Raw genomic sequence first — 20,850 nt, 5'->3', positions numbered from 1 at the left:
CATCTCACTAAGCAAGCTAGGATAAACCGACTAATCAGTCGGTACTAATTTAATAAAAGACTCAATCGAGACGATTACTTAAATAAAGTACCGAATAAGACTCTGCCTACCATTTCCCTTGGAGCAACCACTATGAATATGGCCACCGAACACCTTAATACTTCGCCACTGACTCAGTTGCTCCAACGCCAACGCAGCAGTTATTTAGCGGCGCCGAATCCTAATTACGCTACGCGAGTGGAGCAATTAACTCGACTGAAGGCGGCCATACTGCAATTTCAAACACCCTTAGTCGAAGCCTTAAGCCAAGACTACGGCCATAGATCGATTGATGACAGCCTGATCTCAGACATTATGCCTGTCATCAACAACATCAATTACAGCTTGAAAAACCTCAAAAAATGGCTCAAGCCCAGCGCTCGCCATGCGGGCATCTTACTCGCCCCCGCCAAAGTCACAGTGCATTATCAACCTTTGGGGGTGATCGGCATTATCGTGCCGTGGAATTTCCCCGTAATGCTGTCAATTGGCCCGCTAGTGACAGCTATTGCCGCGGGTAATCATGCCATGCTCAAAATGTCTGAATTTACCCCAGCGACTAACCAAGTGATCAAACAGTTATTGGCACAAGTCTTCGATGAATCCCACGTGGCGGTTGTTGAAGGTGAGGCGGATATTGCTGCCCAATTTTCTGCCCTGCCCTTCGATCATTTACTCTTTACAGGCTCGACCACAGTCGGCCGCCATGTGATGCGCGCCGCAGCGAATAATCTCACCCCAGTAACACTCGAATTGGGTGGTAAATCCCCTGTGATTATCGCCCCCGATATGCCGCTTGAGATAGCAGTAGAACGAATGATTTACGGTAAGTGTTTGAATGCCGGACAAATCTGCGTCGCCCCTGATTATGTGCTTTGCCCTAAAACCAAGGTGGATGACTTTATCGCCGCCTACCAAGCTAAGTTTAAGGCCATGTACGGCACCATTAACCACAATAAGGACTATGGCAGCATCATTAATACACGTCAGTTTGACCGCTTGATGACAGTGCTCGAAGACGCCAAAGCAAAAGGTGCCCGTGTTATTTCAGCAACTGACGAAGCCATAGATAGCCAACATCGTAAACTCGCAACTCAGTTGATAACTCACACCAGTGAAGACATGCTATTGATGCAAGAGGAAATCTTTGGTCCATTGTTACCGATTATTAGCTACGACTCCTTAGATGAAGCGATTCAGTACATCAACCACAGAGCCAGACCCTTAGCGCTTTATGTGATGAGTTTCGATGAGCCAACTCAGCAAAAGATCCTCCAGCAGACCCATTCTGGCGGTGTTTGTATCAATGAAACCGTGTTTCATGTCGCCGCCGACGATGCGCCCTTTGGCGGAATAGGCCCGTCGGGCATGGGGCATTACCATGGCAAGGAAGGCTTTTTGACCTTCAGCCACGCTAAAACGGTACTCAGCCGTGGCCGATTCAACACAGGCAAATTTGTTCACCCGCCCTACGGCACTTTTATCCAGCGCATCTTAATGAAGCTATTTTTGCGCTAGTCATTGGGGGATAAATCTTGAATAAACCATCAACAACACAATCCATTAAAACCATGACAGATAAACGCCAAGCTATTCTCGATACTGCCTTAGCGCTCTTTGTCAGCCAAGGATTTCATGGCACGTCTACCGCCTCGATTGCAAAACAAGCAGGCGTAGCAACGGGCACCTTGTTCCATCACTTTCCTTCTAAGGAAGCCTTGATGGAATCTTTGTTTCTTACCATAAAACAAGAATTTGCCGATGCCTTACTGTTAAACACCCATAAGGGCAGCGATCTTAAACACAATGCCCTACAACTATGGCAAAGTGCGATAGATTGGTCGCTGGATAACCCTGTCAAACAACTGTTTTTTCAGCAATATTCAATGTCGCCCATGATTGCTGCTAAGGTGCGCGATCAAGCGATGAATAGCATCTTAGGCTTTATTAGCGAACTCATTAAGCAGGGACAAATGATGGGGCTAATCGCCCATTATCCAGTGGAATTGATGCTAGAAAACTGCCACGGCCAATATCTAGCAGCAACGCGTTTCTTTATCGATAACCCGCACTTGGGGACAGATAAAACATACCGCGATGCCAGTTTTGAACTGTTTTGGAAGGCCATGCAAGCGGACTAAAATAGCCTAATATCAACTGACTGCTGCAATAACTGCAATAAAAAACCGAGTCAGCTTAACTGGCTCGGTTTTCTTTTACGCTATCGCGACTAAGTGCTAAAGCAGAAGCCTGCTTTGCTCTAGCATCTAATACCGACTTTCAGGCACCTAGCCCTGACTCAACTCTTGGGCTTTTTCTGCTGGCTGCGCCACTTGAGTTGGGCTCCAGTAGCCTTGTTTGATGCCCTTATCAATCAGCTCAGCGACCGCCAATTCAATGGCTTGTAATACGCAAAACTGCACTGGCTCATTGGTAGTAAAACCGACTTCAGCCTCAGCGAGTCGATTTAAACTCGTGTAACGGAACAAACCCGCACGCATTTCTTGGGACAAGACTCGTTTGCTGGTTGAGACCGACATCATGACTTTACCTGTGTGTACATCCACGGCGCGTAGATAAATGGTCACCAGATCTTCACGGTACATTTCAGAAGCGCCAATGCCGTAGTATTCGACACCGCTACCACCAGTGCTAGTGTTGGTCTCATAACTAATCACCCCACCTTCGAGTAACAATCTGGCGGTGGATAATACGGGCACTTCATCGCCCTTAGTACCGCTCTGCTTGTTGCTGATCTTACGCTCGGTAAGCAAATTTTGTAGCCCTTCACGCTCAACGGGTGTAAACCATTTAGAGTCGAGCAAAGTCTGCATCAACATCGATGTTGCGCCCTGAGTCACCGCGGTCGAAAACGAACTCACGTTAGCCTGCGGCTTATATTGGCCAGTTTGATCGCGAAAGGAATACACGGCCACAGGGATAGGAAACTTAGGTCCTGGTTGAGTTTGCAACCCACGCATCACCTCACTCAAGGGGTTAACCTCGGCAGCCGTGATATTTAAATCGGGTTTGGAGATCAGGCTACAGGCCGACACACTTAGCAGTAATAAACTCACTAACACTAGACGGGCCATTAGTTGACTCCTCCGAATGTCGGCATTTCAATCACAGTGACTTCACCGGTTTCAGTATTAGTAATAGTTAGCATCACGCCATTTCCCGTTGAAGCCACTTCAATCCGAAAATCACCTGTATCGTAAACACCATCGGTAATTTCACCATCAGCAACACCGCGGGTGATTGAGTTAATGATATTACGCTCTAGGGATTCTTTAAAACGGGTGACAAAGTCCTTCTCGGTCGAGGTAGATTTATTGTCATTCTGGGCTTGGGCTTTATTTAATAGAAAAGCCCCATTTTGTGGATTGCCGCCAAAACTGGGATTCACTGGCGTATAAATCAATTCAGTGGCTTGGCCACTGCTTGCCACACATAGCGTGACAAGAGCAAGTAACGTCCTGTATGTCATTATTATTATCCTAAAAGTCGTCCGATGTTCCTGAAAAATCACCTGTTATTGCATTGGCTCTGACTTGCGCTAAATAATCAATCGTAAGCAAAATCGCCTGCTCTGCGCTCTCTTTAATCGGATTTGCACGACGACCAAAATGGGTGGTGTAAATCCGAGTCCCGTTTACCTCTAAGGTTAAAACGGTTCCAGCCTGTGGAAACACTGTCTCATATAGAGTGACGTTAAAGCCTTGGGTAAAGGGCAGTTCGCGCCAATAGCTTGAGTAGTAAAAGCCAAAGTCCTTACCAAACCGAGTCAAGGTTCTATCTATTACTAAGCCACTAATTTCAATGTCGTTATCGGCAATAGTGATAGGGGAAGCCAGCAGCAGGAATGGACATAAAACGTAAGTAAGCAGACGCTGTTTTAACTGTTTCACTTATCCCTCCTTAACCTTTTTAATCGAACCTTAAAAACCGCGCTAACCTCTGTTAGAACAAGGTGAGTTTTAACGCAAATTTTCGATAAAACAGGTTAACAGGGTTAAAGATCTCCCGTCATTACGCTGGGGGGCAAATTAGCCCGAAGAGCTAAGGTAAAAATGCAAAAATAGCCCATTTGGCTAATACGCCAAGAGGCTGTTGAGGATAGGAGTTATGCATTAAACAAGCGGATAAGATAAGCAATAAAAATGCGACTTAAGAGTCGCATTACGGTGTTTATTCAAAACGCTAGCATTATTGTGGTAACCATAGTCGAACCAACAGGCCACCGTCACTGCGATTATGCATGCTAATACTGCCATCGTGGGCTTCGATAATTTCACGGCACAAAGGTAAACCTAAGCCTGTACCCGATTGTTTTGTTGAGTAAAACGGCAGTAGCGCCTGCTCTAATACTTCACCAGACATACCTGCGCCGCGATCCTCAATCACAATACTAAAACCTCCACCATCCACTAAGGTTTGATACCGAATCGACAGGGTGACATCCTCGGGGTTTGAGCCAGATTCATGGGCGTTTTTAAGTAAATTGAGGAGCACTTGCTCCATCTGTCCTTGGTCGAAATAGCCATCGACCTCAGGTAACTCATGCCTAAGTTTAAAGGGATAATGCTGAGTTAACTGGGCAGTAAATTGCATCCAATTCACCTGACGCCGTTGCGGGAGCGGCAACTTAGCAAAACGGGCATAGTTAAAGATAAACTGGCTTAGATGACTGGTGCGATTCTCGATCGTATCGAAAATCAAAGTTAACTTCGGATTATCAATATCTTTAGTGAGCAGTCGGCCGGAGTTCACCATAGAGGCGATGGGCGCGACTGAGTTATTGAGTTCATGACTAATAATGCGGATGACTTTTTTCCATACTGCCACCTCTTGACGATTAAGCTCGCGGGTCATCTGCTTGAGCAAAATCAAGTTATGCTGTTGGTTATTCAATAAAAAATGACCACGACTTAAATACCAAGTTTCCACATCATCTTCACCCATGGCGAAGAGTCCGTTCTTTTCATGTTTAAGCGCTAAGGCCAATACTTCGGGCAAATCCACCAGCAATTCATCTAAGCTCAAGCCTTCCATTCTGCCCTTTTTATGGAATAGGTGACGCGCCGCATCATTGGCGTAAATGAGCCGCTGATGATCGTCCAGTAACAACATCACATTGGGAGAACTTTGAATCACCTTATCCAGTAATAACTCCCGCTGGTAAATGTACTGCCTTTCTTGGCGCAATTTAGCAGCGCTATGGTTAAATAACTGCGCTAAGGTTTTGAGCTGACCTTCGCCATGTTCAGGAATACTCACACTAAAGTCATTATCACTAAAATTTAGCAAGCCGACTTCAAGGGAATCTAAACTGCGGCTGAGATGTCGAGTCAACCAAGCAATACCTAAACCACAGACAGCACAAGCGAGAAGCAACACGATCAAACCTTCACCTAAGGTCAAACTCGAGACACGCTCTCCCTTAGCTATCTCAGCGGATATCGTAGGAGATACAGGTGCTTTGGGCGGTAAAATAGATAGCGGTTCTACACGTAAAGGCTCAACCACATGAGGAATAGAATTAAACAGCCCTTCTTTAAGTTGTTCTAACTTGAAGAGTTTTATTTGTAACTGCTCTTGTTTAAGTTGTTCAAGCTTTTGCAGCTCGGCCTTAATCTGCTCGGCCCTCTGGTGCGCTTGCATCGCCGCAGCCTCCTGCAATTGCTCACTATTGTTAAGGGCGAGTTCGATGGAGGCGACCGTTTTCTCAAGCTCCGCAAAATCGAGTTGCACATTCACATCAGGGATTTCAATCGTGTTAGACGTGGCAACAGACGAAGCATCGGGTGAGATATACTTCACCAAAGCAAAACTCAGCAAGACGCCAAAGGCGCAGCAAGCCATTGAAAAAATGATAAGTTTAGTTCGAATTAACACTCAGATTCCTTAATCGATAGCCTTTACCCTAGCATCTGCACTTAGCCTATGACTTATCTAAACCAAACTTGTCCATCCGCCGATACAGCGCTTGGCGACTGAGTCCAAGCGCTTTTGCCACCCGAGCAATTACGCCATGATGCTGTTTTAACGCCGCTTCGATATCTTCTCGGCTCACGTCTATCGCCTCATTGGTATCTGACACTTGGGCACGAACAGATTCATGATAAAATGCGGTATTTACGGGGATGGAAGCGGGCGAATAAACAGGTAGTGGATCAGAGTGTCTCAAGCCAGATAGCCGCGACTCAGATACAGCCGAAACACTGGAAGCAGATTTTATAACACTCGCAACAGTCGCCAAACCAAAGTCAGCCTCAGTCAGCACATGGCTTTGCGCCAATAATACGGCTCGCTTACAGGCATTTTCAAGTTCGCGCACATTTCCTGGCCAGCGGTGCTGTAATAACGCCTGCAACGCGGGTTTACTCAAGCTAAAATCGCTGCCAATAAAATGCTGCACTAAAGGTAAAATGTCATCGGTGCGTTGATTCAGCGGTGGCAACGCCAGTTCGATAACATTTAAGCGGTAAAACAAATCCTCACGGAATCGCCCTTCAGCGATATCTTGGGCCAGATCCGCATTGGTCGCACTGATCACCCGCACTTTTACTTTCTGGGTTTTATGGCTTCCTAAGCGTTCAAATTCGCCAGTTTGTAGCACCCGCAATAATTTCACTTGCCCAGATAACGGCAAATTACCAATTTCATCTAAAAACAGCGTGCCGCCGTCTGCCGCTTCGAAACGGCCAATACGCGCTTTAGTCGCGCCAGTAAAAGCGCCCGCCTCGGCACCAAACAGCTCGGCCTCTAATAAATCCATCGGCAAGGCGCCGACATTAACCTTAATAAAAGGTTTGTTTTTTAAGGGTGAATTGGCGTGGAGAATATCGGCAAGCTTGTCTTTACCCGCGTCATTGGGGCCAGTGATCAAGACCGACACATCGGAGCGCGCCAGTTGCAAGGCTAAATCAATGCAACGCTGCATAGCACCGCTACCAAAGACAATACCGCAGAGATCCGCATCGGCGATCGCCACTTGGCGTTGATGATTCACCCGCTCCAAGCGGTGGTTAGCACGGGAGAGTTTATAAAGCGCAATCAGATTAGTGATGCTATTGAGTAGCTTAGCGTCATCCCAAGGTTTGCCCATATAATCGGCAGCGCCCGCTTTGACTAATTCAACTGCCGTTTCGAGTTGCGTCCACGCCGTCATCAAAATAATCGGCAAATCCCCTTGGCGTTCGCGCAGGGCGTAAAACAGCTGCCGACCTTCCTCACCCGAGGTGGTATCTCGGGTAAAGTTCATATCTTGGATCACTAAATCCACATCTTGAGTCGCCAATAACCCAAGGGCGTCCTCTGGGCTATGGCAAGTCAGCACCCGATAATCATTGAGTTCTAGCATCAAACCTAGGGCTTGGCAGATGGCATGATTGTCATCGACGATAAGGATAGTATCCATAAGTGTGAGTGTTGTCCTAAGTAAAACTGTTAACCGTAAAGTAACAAAAAGTGCAATAACATCCTATTGTTATCGCACTTTTGTCGAGCTTTTATCGTACCTTGAGTAACATCAAATATTCCGCTATACGCTGCGAGTTGCGGTTGCTGGCGAAATATTTGCCGCCTTACGCGCTGGCAAGTAAACCGCTAACGTGGTGACAATAAACAAACCTGCCACAGTAATTAGTGGGTAGCTTAAGTCCAACATAGGCAAGCTATAGATTTTCATCAACTGTTGGCCTAACTGTATCGCTAACAAGCCGCCCAGCACGCCTCCCGCTAAGCAAATCAAATAGTTCTCCACGAGGAAGTAACTGATAATATCGCGCTTTTTAGCCCCCAATGCACGGCGGGTACCTATCTGCTTAGTGCGGCGCTGGATATTAAACATCACCATGCCCGTTAAACCGAGCGAGGTGATAAGCAATAACAACACCACCATCATAGTTAACACAGTAATCATCAATTTATGATCTCGGTATGAGCTATCTTTTAAGGCCTCGATTGACTTAAAGCCATCGAGCACTCGGTTTGGATTCTCGGCCAGCAGCGCTTTTTTTATCGCGTCTTTAAGCTCGGCGTGAAACTCAGGTTTGGCCCGTACCATGTAAGAACTGCTGCCATAATCCACATTTTGAATCACACTATTTTCAAGGCTAGAACTGTCAATCCACGCGCCTTGTAGTTTTTCGACTACGCCAATCACAGTGATCTGCGCATCCTTACCTTCATACAACACTTTGCCAAGTGCGGATTCATCAGGCCAAATGGCTTTGGCTAACACACTGGAGATGATCGCTAATCGGCTAGGGCTATCGAGGTTATCCTTAAGTTCATGGGGGTAAAAGTTACGTCCCTCAATCAGCTTAATGCCTAAGGTCTCAATGGTGTGATCTGTCCCTAAATACATGGCAAATTGCGGTGTCGATTTAGCGCTATCGGGGTCGGGGCCCAGATTTAACGTGCTCGACCAGCCGCCACCGCTTAACGGCAACATATTGGTTGAGGTCGCATCAATCACATTGGGTAGCCCCCGCAAAATTTGCTGATCAATTTTGTTTTGCGCGGTTTTATCAATCAATGGATCGAAGTTGAACAAGCTAAAGGTCAAGACTTCTGACTCTTTAATCCCTGAATCACGCTGCATCAGGGCTAAACGCTCTTGAATAATAAAGCTCGCATTCGCCACAATTGCCACAGACAAGATAATCTGAATAAGCAGTAAGACTGGACCGCTTTTACTGCGCAATAAACTGCTGAGAATAGGTTTAATATGCAACATAATGAGTCCCTTACTGGCTTTTTAGATAAACGCTAGGTTTAGTGCGACACACCACCCATGCGGGATACAAACCAGCCAACAAGGCTGTGCCTACCGCAATACTTGGGGTGATAATCCACATACTCGCCGATAAATGGGTTAACCCCTTCGCGACCTCAAACTGGGCCGATAACCCATAAAGCGAAGCGTAGGCCCAAGCGAGTCCCAGCAAACCACCGAATAAGCCAATCATGCCCACTTCCACCATATATTGAGCGAAGATTTGGCCACGGCTAGCGCCGATTGCACGGCGCACTCCCACTTCGGGTGCGCGCTTGAGGAACTTTGTCAGCATTAAACCTAATATATTGACTAAACAAACACTTAAAAACAGCGCACTCAAGCCAACCAAGATTTTATTGTCTTCGGGCACCACATGATTGTATTCAAGCCAAGTTGCCACATCGGATACTTTGACTGAGTCAGCGGCAGATTTATTATCCGTAAAACGGCCCAGGGCTTTTTGCTCCGCTACATAATTGCTGAGCCAAGAACGGTAACTGGCTACTGCGTCTTTATTTGGTAACTCAACCCAATACAGCAGCCACACTTTTTCAGAGTTAAGGCGATCACTGTAACTATTCATCGTCTCAAACTTCCAACCCGACGTGTTACCCCATACATCAAACTCTTCGATAGGTGTCAGCGAAAACGGTACAAAAATTTGTTCCGTGTCGTTAAAGGCACCGTTAGTGGGATCATAATATTTAGGCTTAGGATCCCAAGCATCAATCACCCCAACCACTTGATAAGGTTTACGATTAAGATAGATAACTTTGCCAACACTGTTTTGACCCGCAAACAACTTTTGATTGAGTTTATCGTTAATCACCACTTGATAAGCAGGTTCAGTGTCGACGGATTTATCCCACGCATTACCGTACAAAAATGGCACGTCAAACAGCTTAAAAAAGTCACTGTCCGTCACCCGAATTCTTTCTAAAATAGGCGCAAAATTGGCATCCTCCGTTTGCACTGCCATCCCAGTGCGAAACATCGCAGCTTGGCGTTTAGGTAAGGAATTGTTGCGCAGATTCATCGCGTCTTGGTAAGTCACTAACGAGTTTAACTCATCCCAAGAATCAGGACCTTGGCTCCAAAGCTGTACCGCATTTAACTCATCAGAGCGTTCACCCGCAGGATTAAATGACATCATCTTGTATACGTTTAACGTAGTAATCGTGATACCAATACCAATCGAAATCGCCAACACCATCAACAGCGACAGCACTGGGGTTTTCTTAATGCTGCGCCAAGCTAAATCAACATAATAAAAGAACATAATGCATATCCTTAACGGTCGGCGTTGGCGACAAGTTTGTCGATATCAGTCGCAGCAGTGATGTCACTGACATGTCGATGACCTTGATGATACATAGTAAAGTCACACACTTGACCATCGACAATTTGAATGTTGCGTTGGGCGCGTCGAGCGAGTTCAGGATCGTGCGTCACCATGATAATGGTCGTGCCCGCTTGATTGATATTTTCGAGTAATTCCATCACTTGACGTGCCATTAGGCTGTCGAGGTTTCCCGTAGGTTCGTCGGCGAGTAGGAAACGTGGCTCCCCCGCCAAAGCACGAGCAATCGCCACCCTTTGTTGTTGTCCACCCGACAACTGAGTAGGTAAATGTTTAAGCCGTGAAGCTAAGCCCACTTGTTCTAATGCCTCTTGTACACGACGTTGACGCTCCTTGGCATTAAAACCACGATAGCGCAGCGGCACTTCGATATTCTCTGCTAAGTTAAGATCGGGAATTAAGTTAAAACCTTGGAAAATAAAGCCAATTTTTTCATTTCGGATAGTGGCGCTCTTGTTATCGCTCAAGTTAGACACGTTAATCCCATCGAGAAAATAGTCGCCGTGGGTAAAACCTTCGAGTAAACCTGCAATATTTAAAAAGGTGGTTTTACCCGAGCCAGAAGGACCTGTGACTGCGACAAATTCGCCTTCGTTCACCTCGAGGTTAAAATCGCGCAGGGCGTGGGTTTCTACTAAATCCGTTTTAAAAACCTTGCTCACATTCTTCATTGATAACATGTTAATTTCCTTTAAATAATCAAATCTATTTTGCGCCCAGACTCTGCGTCTACACCTTAGGCATCGACTCATGTACGACCGTAATCAGCACACCTTTATCAGCCAAAGAATGGCTCAACGACACACTCTAAAAACCACATAAAAGCGCCCAGCATAAGGTTGGCAGTTTCGGTAGAAACCTCACCCACTTGGCGAAACTCATCCAAAGGATTGCTCCATTCCAACAAATTGAGTCCGAGGAAAAACCAGCTATTGGCCTCACCGATACTTAGTTCCACCGCAACCACCAGTAATAATAAGGCTAGTACTCCAAACATTTAGGATGACATCAACACGCTGATATCAAATTGTTTATCACGCATATCCGGCTCCTATTCTTATCCATGTCGCAGCAGGTTTCGTCATTCACCTTGATCACTGCGCTGTTAAATTCATCAGATTGGTTGTTTAATAATTTACGAATATCGGTCATCAATGAATTCTGACCTGTTCGGCGTGATTAAAGGGATCAACACTTGAAATAACCCACTCATCTCCGGCTTTGCCACCATCAAGCACTTCGACTTGGCTCAGGCTAGTACTGCCGAGCTTAACCTCACGACGACTGGCTAAATCGCCCTCGATTTGATAAGCCACATTACCCCCACCGCTGGTCATAAAGGCGCCGCGTTTTACCATAAGAACATTAGGTCTGTGCTCTAATAACACTCGGGCCGAGATGCGTTGATTCTGGCGCAGTGTTAGGCTGTCGCTTTGGTCAAATTGCACTCTTGCGGTCACTTCACGGTTACGCACTTCTGGGGAAATTGACGATAACTTGCCCATTAACTTAATACTGCCAAAACTCAACTCGACTTCCATGCCTAAACCCAGATCATCCGCATAGGATTCAGGCACGGCTAACTCAGCCTCATAGGCGCTTAAATCCACAACAGTTAAAATCGGTTGGTTAGCGCTAAGACGGGTTTTCTGCTCGGTAATCCAGTTACCGATAATGCCGTTAACAGGTGCAATAATATTCAAGGCATCGACTTGACGTTCTAATTCACGCACCGCGAGAGTTTGACGCTCAACTTCTAGGGCTTTGTTTTTAATTTCAAAGGTTAACGTATCTTTCGTTAACGCCACTTCTTGCTCGGCATGCTTAAACTTCAGCTTGGCTTTGTGTAAATCATCTTTGCCCTTTTCATAATCAATCTGGCCAATAAGCTGACTTTGAATCAGCTCCTCTCCGCGTCGGCTTTCCCTATCCGCCGCTTCAAGATCGACCGTTGCGATATCTAAGGTTTGATAAGCTTGTAATTGATCGCGTCGTGCATCCAACTTAGCGCGCTCTAATGCACTCTCCATGCCCGCTAATACGGACTTGGCTTGCGCTAGCTGATTAGTGAGTCTTGGACTATCGAGTTTGGCGACCACATCGCCCTTATTAACAGTATCGCCAGGATTGCTGAGCAGAGTCACAGTACCTTCCTCTGTGCTATACAAAATAGGCGCATTGGCCGCCACGATTTTACCTGTGGTCGCCACATCGCGGGTTAACGTTCCAACGAAGAGTTTTGCGGTAGTGATGTCGCTGCGGCTTAAGGATTTGCTCACGCTATCAGTGCCCAAGCTCGCCCAAACTAAGGCGCTGACTAATAAGGCGCAACCGCCAATGATCAGCGGTAACTTAAGACGTTTAGAGGTAGATGGCACAAGTACTGTATCTTGGCCGCTAGTATCTTTAATCATGGCTTTACTCGCTTCCCTGTTGGAATCATCAGTGCCGGAACGCAATCAACGGACACTATTGGAAATCTATACCACAGAGATAGCAAAGCCTATGCCAAATAGTTAAACACATTATTATTCAAAACTTTAAATTAAAATTATTGATAGAAGTGTCCGCGGACACTGGGGTTTAAATCGAAAAGTGTCCGCAGCAGATTAATCAAAAGTGTCCGATGCTAAAAACAGCGATATAGCGCGAGCCATGCTGCTAAGCGTTTCAATTACATGTCCTAACAGATTTATTGGCCGAAACTACCGAGTTTCCCTTTACAGTAAAATCCTTGCCACATAAGATCCTGCCACCCTCGCAGCAAAAACGATCAAAAGACCAAACCCTATGACTACAATAACAATCACTCGCCCAGACGACTGGCATATTCATTTAAGAGACGGCGCCCAGCTTAAAGATACAGTGCGCGATATCAGCCGCTATATGGGCCGCGCCATCGTCATGCCAAACTTAGTGCCCCCCGCTATCGATACTGAAACCGCACTGGCCTATTACGATCGCATTAAAGCGCAGGTGCCCGCGGGCTCACAATTCGAACCTTTGATGGTGTTGTATTTAACCGACAAAACCAGCCCAGATGAAATCCGCAAGGCTAAAGCTTCGGGTAAAATTGTTGCCGCTAAACTCTACCCAGCGGGCGCGACGACTAACTCAGATTCCGGCGTAACCGATGTTAAAAACATCTATCCCGTACTCCAAGCCATGCAAGAAGTCGGTATGCTGTTTTTAGTCCACGGTGAAGTCACAGATTCAGCTATTGATATTTTCGACCGCGAGCGTGTCTTTATTGAAAATATCCTCAGTAAAATTGTCGCCGATTTCCCAGCGCTTAAAATCGTGCTTGAGCATATCACCACCAAAGATGCAGTCGATTTTGTCACTCAAGCCTCAGACAATGTGGCCGCGACTATCACGGCCCACCATTTGCTGTATAACCGTAACCACATGCTGGCTGGCGGTATTCGTCCGCATTTTTACTGCCTGCCAATTTTAAAACGCAACACCCACCAGCAGGCGTTGTTAGGTGCAGCGGCAAGCGGCAGCAAGAAGTTTTTCCTCGGTACAGATTCAGCGCCACACGCCAAGGATAAGAAAGAAGCGGCCTGTGGCTGCGCGGGTTCGTACACGGCTCATGCTGCCATAGAGCTGTATGCCGAAGCCTTCGAGTCGGTCAATGCGCTGGATAAACTCGAAGCGTTCGCAAGCTTTAACGGCCCAGACTTTTACCATCTACCACGTAATACCGATACCATCACGCTGGTCAAAAAGTCATGGGATGTCCCCGCCACTTACCCGCTTGGCGATACTAACGTAGTGCCTATTCGTGCTGGAGAAGCCATTGATTGGCAAGTTGAGTAAGCCTTAAGTCTTTAACATCAAGTCGCCTACGGGCGACTTTTTTATCAGATTTTGATTTTTAATCAACAATCGGTCAGTATCCTGCGCTTAGAATACGGCCCTTACTTATCACCTTTTAAGAGAAAATCAGTATGCCCACAAGGATGTTATTCTCCGTTTTATCTTCAAGCCTGTTGCTGACCGCCACGATCTCTTTGCCGACCTTTGCGGCCAATGAACTCACAGGGATCTGGCAGGGACAGTTAGGTAAAAGCAAGGTCAGAATTTGTTTTAATCAATATGGAACCGGCAGTTATTACTATCAACGCTACTTAACGCCGATAAGACTCGAGCAGCAAGATGAACTGTGGAAAGAAGAAGGCAATACAGGAAATTGGCAGTTTGATAGTGTCACGCCACAAAAACTGAGCGGCCATTGGTTTAAAGATACCGCGAGTAAATCGTTACCAGTGCAACTTGAGCGAGAAATCAGCCCAGATAAGGTCGAGGATTGTGGTGCCGATGCTTACAATCTACCGCTAGAAACCACGCCAAAACTCAGCCGAGGTAAATGGCAAAGCTACGAAAATATTGAGTATCGCCCGCTGACTTTTGGCACAGATGTAGGTATCGAATTTAAAGGCCCACAAACGGGTATATTGGCAATTAATCAATGGCTTGAACATAAGCTCACCGATGAAGTCCAACTAGCACAAACCTTTGACACTCGCCGCAGAATGCTGGCACAAATGGGCAGTTTTGTAACTGACGAAACCTTTGCCGAACCGATTTTTATTAATCAGCATTGGCTCAGTGTGCGCCTATATCGCTGGGCTGCAGGTTATGGCGCCAATGGTATCAGCCAAGAATTTGTGAGTTTCTCCCTTACCGACGGCAAACCTTTCCACCCGTGGCAGTGGTTTCTCGCCGATACGCAACCACGAAGTATGCTCGTGGGTATGAGTCATCCTTTACCCCCAGCATTAAGAGACAAATTGTTTACTGGCAAAGCACCGGACGCAGAATGCCCCACATCAGACGGCTCGGGATATTACCAGCTCACCCTTGAGCCAAAGGGCATCAAATTCTGGGAAACGCCCCGCGGCGATGGCTGTGAAAATGAGTTTATCCTCAGCCCGCAAGAAGCCATGCCCTATGCCACCCAATGGGGAAAAACACAGCTTAAGATATTGGAATAGTGTACTTAACTGAGAAAATATTAGAGGGAAAGAAAGCAGTCATGGCGATGATAGTAGTGCGATGATAGTAGCGCGACGACAAGCGCTCTTTCCCTCCCTACACAGCAATGCATTTCGAGATAATTCATTTCAGTAAGGAATCATCTTTGAGCAATTTAACCGCAAAAATAGCGACACCCGAAGCCTTAGTGCAAGCTCAGCTTGAAGCATAATATTTGAGCAAGGAGTGCCTACTACCTTGAAAAACACCGATGGTAGGTGTGAGAGCATTGAGAATTATAGATAAAAAAGGAGTTATCGATGAAGGAAATAGATTTTAATCAATTGCAAAATATAAATGGGATCTATTATGAAATAGATACACAAATACCTTTTACTGGGAAAAGTAAAAGGTATTATAAAAGTGATGATTGTGACGGATATAGGGAAATAACTTATAGAAATGGTCTAGAAGACGGTTCTTTTAAAACATATGATGAAGATGGTTTGCTATTGTTCGAAGGATCTTATAAAAATGGGTTGGAAGAAGGCCCTTACAAAAAATATTATGAAAATGGCGGAGTGGAGAAGGAAGGAAGTTATAGAAATGGATTAGAAGAAGGCCCTTACAAGATATTTTATAAAAATGGCGCTGTAAGGCTTGTAGGGAATTATAATAATGGATTAGAAGATGGTCCTTATAATAGATATTATGAAAGTGGGAGGATATTGAGAAAAGGAACTAAGAAAAATGGACTTCCAGAAGGAATTTGTGAATCATATTATGAAAATGGTCAATTGTGGGGAGTGGTTTTCTGTAAGGATGGTAAGCAGGAAGGCCTTTCTAGATATTATTATGAAAGTGGTCAGTTGTGGTGGGAGATGACGTATAAAAGTGGTTTGGAAAATGGCCACTCTATACATTATTATGAAAATGGAAAGGTCAATTGTGATGCAATTATTGAAAATAATCTAAAAGAAGGTCCATATAAGCGATATTATGAAAGTGGTCAATTGATGGAGGAAGGGACTTATAAAAATGACTTATTAGAAGGAGTCCTTAAAAGCTATTGTGACGATGGGCAATTAGCATCTGAAGAGATTTATAAAGATGGTCAATTAATCATGGTAAAAAATAAATAAAATTTAAATCTGCAATTCACTGAACCAGACTTATCTCGTCTGGTTCCCAGGGTAATCGCGTAAATGTTCATATTTTGTCCGCCTTGGCAAGCCCAGCCATTAATATCTTTTCAAGAAATGCGGTTTTCATCCAAGCTCGATTTCTTTTGGTCACTAGACTCGACTTGCTCGGCTATGCATTGAGCATATAAGCGAAAGTCAGGACTCCCATAACTCTTTTCTGCTTTATTATCAATATTATCAAGACATCCATTGTTCATAGCCTGTACCTTAAGCATCTAAATGTGCCCATATCACCTCTAAGCTATTGTCGTGCTTTGTTTTTGACTGCTTGCTGCGATAACATTTGGTGGTAATAAATTCTATTGCCCAACTCAGATCGGCCTTGAACTGCGTATTACCACGCATGGCAGTAAAAAAAGCGGACAGCCATGAATTTTTTAAGAATCAACCATCTGACATACAAAGGGATTAACCCAAATTAAGCACCATCATGGAAGTGACAGTCCGTGGCATGGTCGCTTATTCACATACATGTGATCGCGAGATTAGTATGTCCTATATAGCAGATGCCACGTTCGAGCATCCAGGGACGGGCTTGCTGCGTGTCACTGGAATGATAGTGCTTAATGGATATGGGAATTAAAGCTCCAGCAATATTTACAAACACACAAAGGATTAAGTTGGCATCCAAACTAAACTGCGGACAAAACTGAGTATTCATGATCTCACGCTGCGGTAGATAGCATTAACTCACCAAAAGATTTTTTGTTTACGAAAAAGTCTTAACCAAACATATCCTCATTGTTCAAAATAGGCTGAAAGAGCAAAATGCGCCTCTTGAAGCTGTATGCCAATTCGACTAACGCTCCTGTGTCTATGGCAAAATTAAATGTGTTGATTATGTGAAGGTAGGTGCAATGGATAGCTCAATATTAGTTTTTGATTCAGGTTCAGGTGGACTGACTGTCGCGGCCGAAATAAAAAAGAGAATCCCCAACATACGGCTGAGTTACGTCTCTGACGCTGGCTTTTTCCCGTACGGAAAAAAGCCGCACGATATACTTAAAAAGCGAATTTTAGACGTTATATCCAAAGCAAGCTCACTGACTCAACCCGATATCATCGTTATCGCCTGCAATACAGCGAGTACCATTGCGCTAGACTTACTTCGTGCTGAACTCAATATACCTATTGTCGGCGTTGTCCCTGCGATAAAACCTGCCGCTTCGTTATCAAAATCAAAGGTAGTGGTGGTACTTGGCACTCACACCACAGTGAACTCAGCTTATGTGAAGATGCTGATCACTAATTTCGCCACAGAATGTAAGGTTTTAGTAGAAGACTCTGAAGTGCTGGTTCTCGCCTCAGAGCAAAAACTTCTCGGCAATGGGTTTGATCCCGACATTGTAACCCAGGAAATTCAGCGTATTTTTAGCAAACCCGATGCGTTTAATACCGATGTATTAGTGCTGGCTTGTACTCACTTTCCACTTATCAATGCAGAAATCAAAAATGCCCTTCCCCACCACTTTACCGTCATTGATTCTGGATTAGCCATTGCTAATCGAACGCACTCATTATTAAAAATCGAACACCAAACGTGTAGCCCGATACTCGATCCAGAAATAACGTTTTACACCACTGGGAATGTAGATTCAGAACAAGCGAAACAAAGCAAAATTGAAGCACTGCTTCAGTGCTCTATTAAATTTAAGCAGCTGTTATTGTAATATTTTTAGCTCATTTTCTTTTAAAACCCGTTTTCAAAGAAATCTCAATGATTACCCTAAAAGACACCCACGAAATATATGCTACATACCATCGCTGATTGTTAAATATTGGTTTTTAACAGGCTGCTATTGCGGCCTTTTTTGTATCAGCTACTTCCTGAAGTGCTTGTCATCGCATAAAATTCGGCCCGTTTACTGGTGCGCATGAGGCGCAAGTTATCGGTGTAAAAGGTGTAGTTAAATGGAACTTTCGATTCGCAGTTTATTCACTGCAGCGGGCATGGTGTTGTTATCCTCTTTAACGGTTATTCCTGCGGCAAACGCTGCGGTCAAAACAGTCCATCCCACTGTCGATTTACCGAATGGCCAATGGCTTAATTTTCACCAAAAAGACAATCAAGTGTGGAGCGAAATGTCCGACGGCGATGCGCCCGGCGTACATCTTGATGATTATGGTGCGGCTGAAATTGTGGCCGTTTTTTACTATGACTTTGATAAGGGTGGCGACAAAGAAGTCGTGGTCATGCTTAAAGATGCTGATGGCCAGCATTTACGGGGTTATGGTTTTGAGGATTCAAAACTCACTAAGCTGCCACGCCTTCAAGTTGTGCTGGATGAAGTCGCCCCGACGTTATCGTCATTTACCGTCAGCGACACCCGCAAAGTGTTAAACCAAATTCCGCCGCAGCAATATCGCATGACCTATGATGTTGAGGCGATTAAAGATCCTGCCATTAAAGCGATTATCGATGGATCAACCAAGCTCAAACCAACCTTAATCGGCTATCGCAATGCTAAAGGTTTACCCGCCGATGTGAAAACCGCGGACGAATATAAATTACGTTACCCCCTCACCCGCAAAGATAAAGATGCCCAAGGCCGCGAGCATCAATACAGTTTAGTGACCCACTTTTATCGCAATGATTATCGCGAACAACAGGGCAGTTTTGTGTTGGTGAGTGTTGTCTTTGAAGCCGATGATGTGGACTGGCTAAACAGTAGTGAGGGTGAGATCCCAAAAACGGGCCCAGCTTATGATTATATGAATCTCGGTGGTTCTTGGGCTGGACTTGCGCTTGAAAGTCATTATGCCCAAGGTGTGCTCGATGGCCCCTATATCGCCTACGATAACCGTAATGCCAATATCATGTTGAATGGTCAGTACAAACAAGGCAAAAAAGTCGGTAAATGGATGGAGGCTGACGGCCAAGCAAGCTATTGGGAAGGTGAATATCTTGACGGTAAAAAGCAAGGTAAATGGATTGCACAGTCCATGTTCGATGAGGCAGATAACTACGGTTTTGCCCATTACAATCAAGGAGTGCTTGATGGCCCCTATGAAATCTATGAGCCCGAATATGGCGCAGACACAGGAGATAAGCGATTGTCTGAAAAAGGCATTTATCGCAACGGCGTCAAAGACGGTGAATGGCTTGAGAGCAATGGCAATAAAGGTCACTATCAAAACGGCATTAAACAAGGCCCTTGGGTAGATAAAGTCTCGCTTGGCGAATACCGCAACTATGTGGGTAACGGGGCTTACCTTGATGGCAAGCGCACTGGCCCTTGGGTATTTAAAACTGACAAGAAATCACGGATCGAAGTGACTTATCTCAATGGATTACGCGAAGGTGAAGAAAAACTAATCAGCGATGAAAATGTGCTCTTTGCCAATAAGCATTATAAGCAGGGCCTGCTCGATGGTCAGAGTATTTGGTACTCAGCACAGGATGTTGCCAGTGGCATTAGGCACTATCGCAAAGGTGAGTACCATGGCATGCAGGCGATTTTTGATCCTAACCATAATCACCGGCTTATGGAGTTAAGTCATTATGAATATGACGAAACCCTGCCCGTCAAGCCCTCCCAAGACGAATGCATAATGCGAGAAAATCCCTATAGCAATGACTGTAAGGACATACTGAATCCCCCCTTTAGAAATACGCCATCGATTAAGCATGGGGAACAATATTATTATGATAGTAAAGGAAAATTATACAAATTTTCTGACTACCATCATGGCAACCTCATCAAAGAATATGAATTCGATGAAGAGGGGCATGTCCAAAAGTTGCAAAATAATGAACAGGGGCAAGACAGTCAAATCAGCATCCGCTACAAGAAGGATGGCGGTTATTCACTGTCCAATTACAGCGACAATGAGCAACGTGGCTGGACATATGAGATCGATAACAAGGAGCGATTACTGTCCCTGAAGTATTACCACGATGGTGAGAAAAAGGGGTTTACCATCCGCTATAACACAGATGGAAGTTATGCGATTACAGAAAGGTAAACATTAATATCGAACATCAGGCACTGCTTATCCTTTTATCCTAATAGTTAACTCAAGACCTTGAAGACAATTACCAGCAAAAAGGTAAAGTTTAAAATTGGGATATAGGGTAATGCAGATGCCCTTGATTAAATTGACCGATATAAGCCTAATTTAAGTGCGCTTTATTCAGGCTAAGTAAAAATGGTTATTTTACCAATCACTTAGTTTGTTCTTGTTAATAAATGTAATGGCGCGTCATCACTTAAATAAATATCATCCACCAGATATAGCTTATTAGGGTCTGTTGATCTTTGCTGTACAAATGTTGTTCAGCAATATATCGGCAGCCACATTAACATAAACGCCAGTGACACCATACTGGCGTAATTTCTTGCTAGCTTGTCATATCTTGTTGATATTGCTCGATAGTGCTTAATTCTTCCAAAAGCATTCTCCACTAAATGTCGATACCGATATAAGCACCAATCGACTCTTTCTTGAGGTGTATTCTTATAGCGGCGCCTTGGAAT

At 45.0% G+C, this 20,850-nt stretch carries 18 protein-coding genes; 7 read left to right on the top strand and 11 right to left on the bottom strand.

Annotation, left to right across the window (positions count from 1 at the left end):
* The first annotated feature begins 132 nt into the window (after positions 1 to 132).
* On the top strand, positions 133 to 1,557 hold the full coding sequence (locus tag L5L77_RS00090) for a coniferyl aldehyde dehydrogenase (RefSeq protein WP_263186661.1): 1,425 nt from the start codon (positions 133 to 135) through the stop codon (positions 1,555 to 1,557).
* 17 nt (positions 1,558 to 1,574) lie between these two features.
* Complete coding sequence (locus L5L77_RS00085; protein ID WP_263186662.1) at positions 1,575 to 2,180, top strand: TetR/AcrR family transcriptional regulator; 606 nt, start codon at positions 1,575 to 1,577, stop codon at positions 2,178 to 2,180.
* A 147-nt stretch (positions 2,181 to 2,327) separates the two neighbouring features.
* Here the strand turns inward: L5L77_RS00085 and L5L77_RS00080 are convergent, their stop codons facing one another.
* The 10 genes from L5L77_RS00080 to L5L77_RS00035 form a co-directional block, all read right to left on the bottom strand.
* Positions 2,328 to 3,134, bottom strand: a complete 807-nt coding sequence (locus L5L77_RS00080) for a CsgG/HfaB family protein (protein ID WP_105251644.1) — start codon at positions 3,132 to 3,134, stop codon at positions 2,328 to 2,330.
* Positions 3,134 to 3,529: a curli assembly protein CsgF gene (locus L5L77_RS00075; RefSeq protein WP_106649655.1), complete on the bottom strand. Its 396-nt coding sequence runs from the start codon at positions 3,527 to 3,529 to the stop codon at positions 3,134 to 3,136. Before L5L77_RS00075 ends, L5L77_RS00080 begins: the two co-directional genes overlap by 1 nt.
* Before the next feature lie 10 nt (positions 3,530 to 3,539).
* A complete protein-coding gene (locus L5L77_RS00070; protein WP_131523186.1) occupies positions 3,540 to 3,950 on the bottom strand; it encodes a curli production assembly/transport protein CsgE in 411 nt (136 codons plus the stop codon).
* A 298-nt stretch (positions 3,951 to 4,248) separates the two neighbouring features.
* Positions 4,249 to 5,937 carry a sensor histidine kinase gene (locus L5L77_RS00065; protein ID WP_263221742.1) on the bottom strand — a complete coding sequence of 563 codons (1,689 nt, stop codon included), beginning with the start codon at positions 5,935 to 5,937 and terminating at the stop codon, positions 4,249 to 4,251.
* Positions 5,938 to 5,983: 46 nt separating this feature from the next.
* Positions 5,984 to 7,462 (bottom strand): sigma-54-dependent transcriptional regulator, encoded by a 1,479-nt coding sequence (locus L5L77_RS00060; protein ID WP_263221741.1) that lies wholly within the window; start codon positions 7,460 to 7,462, stop codon positions 5,984 to 5,986.
* Between the two features lie 123 nt (positions 7,463 to 7,585).
* Entirely contained in the window at positions 7,586 to 8,785 is a 1,200-nt protein-coding gene (locus tag L5L77_RS00055) for an FtsX-like permease family protein (RefSeq protein WP_028761693.1), read from the bottom strand.
* Positions 8,786 to 8,795: 10 nt separating this feature from the next.
* A complete protein-coding gene (locus L5L77_RS00050) occupies positions 8,796 to 10,106 on the bottom strand; it encodes an ABC transporter permease (protein WP_263221738.1) in 1,311 nt (436 codons plus the stop codon).
* Positions 10,107 to 10,117: 11 nt separating this feature from the next.
* Complete coding sequence (locus L5L77_RS00045; RefSeq protein WP_028761691.1) at positions 10,118 to 10,867, bottom strand: ABC transporter ATP-binding protein; 750 nt, start codon at positions 10,865 to 10,867, stop codon at positions 10,118 to 10,120.
* Between the two features lie 98 nt (positions 10,868 to 10,965).
* Positions 10,966 to 11,184, bottom strand: a complete 219-nt coding sequence (locus L5L77_RS00040) for a hypothetical protein (RefSeq protein ID WP_263221736.1) — start codon at positions 11,182 to 11,184, stop codon at positions 10,966 to 10,968.
* 154 nt (positions 11,185 to 11,338) lie between these two features.
* The gene (locus tag L5L77_RS00035; protein WP_263191158.1) at positions 11,339 to 12,601 is read right to left on the bottom strand and encodes an efflux RND transporter periplasmic adaptor subunit; all 1,263 of its coding nucleotides are present in this window, start codon (positions 12,599 to 12,601) and stop codon (positions 11,339 to 11,341) included.
* Positions 12,602 to 12,977: 376 nt separating this feature from the next.
* Here L5L77_RS00035 and pyrC point away from each other — a divergent pair, with 376 nt between their 5' ends.
* From pyrC to L5L77_RS00010, 5 genes are all read left to right on the top strand, one after another.
* The gene (gene pyrC, locus L5L77_RS00030; protein ID WP_219251151.1) at positions 12,978 to 14,009 is read left to right on the top strand and encodes a dihydroorotase; all 1,032 of its coding nucleotides are present in this window, start codon (positions 12,978 to 12,980) and stop codon (positions 14,007 to 14,009) included.
* A gap of 131 nt (positions 14,010 to 14,140) precedes the next feature.
* Positions 14,141 to 15,187 (top strand): hypothetical protein, encoded by a 1,047-nt coding sequence (locus L5L77_RS00025; protein ID WP_263186666.1) that lies wholly within the window; start codon positions 14,141 to 14,143, stop codon positions 15,185 to 15,187.
* Positions 15,188 to 15,487: 300 nt separating this feature from the next.
* Complete coding sequence (locus tag L5L77_RS00020) at positions 15,488 to 16,309, top strand: toxin-antitoxin system YwqK family antitoxin (RefSeq protein WP_263148797.1); 822 nt, start codon at positions 15,488 to 15,490, stop codon at positions 16,307 to 16,309.
* 920 nt (positions 16,310 to 17,229) lie between these two features.
* The gene (gene murI / locus L5L77_RS00015) at positions 17,230 to 18,042 is read left to right on the top strand and encodes a glutamate racemase (RefSeq protein WP_263148796.1); all 813 of its coding nucleotides are present in this window, start codon (positions 17,230 to 17,232) and stop codon (positions 18,040 to 18,042) included.
* Between the two features lie 241 nt (positions 18,043 to 18,283).
* Positions 18,284 to 20,338, top strand: a complete 2,055-nt coding sequence (locus L5L77_RS00010) for a toxin-antitoxin system YwqK family antitoxin (protein ID WP_263221734.1) — start codon at positions 18,284 to 18,286, stop codon at positions 20,336 to 20,338.
* A gap of 311 nt (positions 20,339 to 20,649) precedes the next feature.
* On the opposite strand, the gene L5L77_RS00005 is transcribed toward L5L77_RS00010, so the two are convergent.
* Positions 20,650 to 20,850: transposase (locus tag L5L77_RS00005; RefSeq protein ID WP_263221731.1), on the bottom strand; the 201-nt coding region annotated here is incomplete at its 5' end.

The sequence above is a fragment of the Shewanella sp. SM29 genome, assembly GCF_025654245.1.
In the GTDB taxonomy this organism is placed as follows: domain Bacteria; phylum Pseudomonadota; class Gammaproteobacteria; order Enterobacterales; family Shewanellaceae; genus Shewanella; species Shewanella oncorhynchi.
The sequence above is the reverse complement of the archived record's forward strand: the minus strand, read 5'-3'. Positions and strand labels throughout refer to the sequence as shown.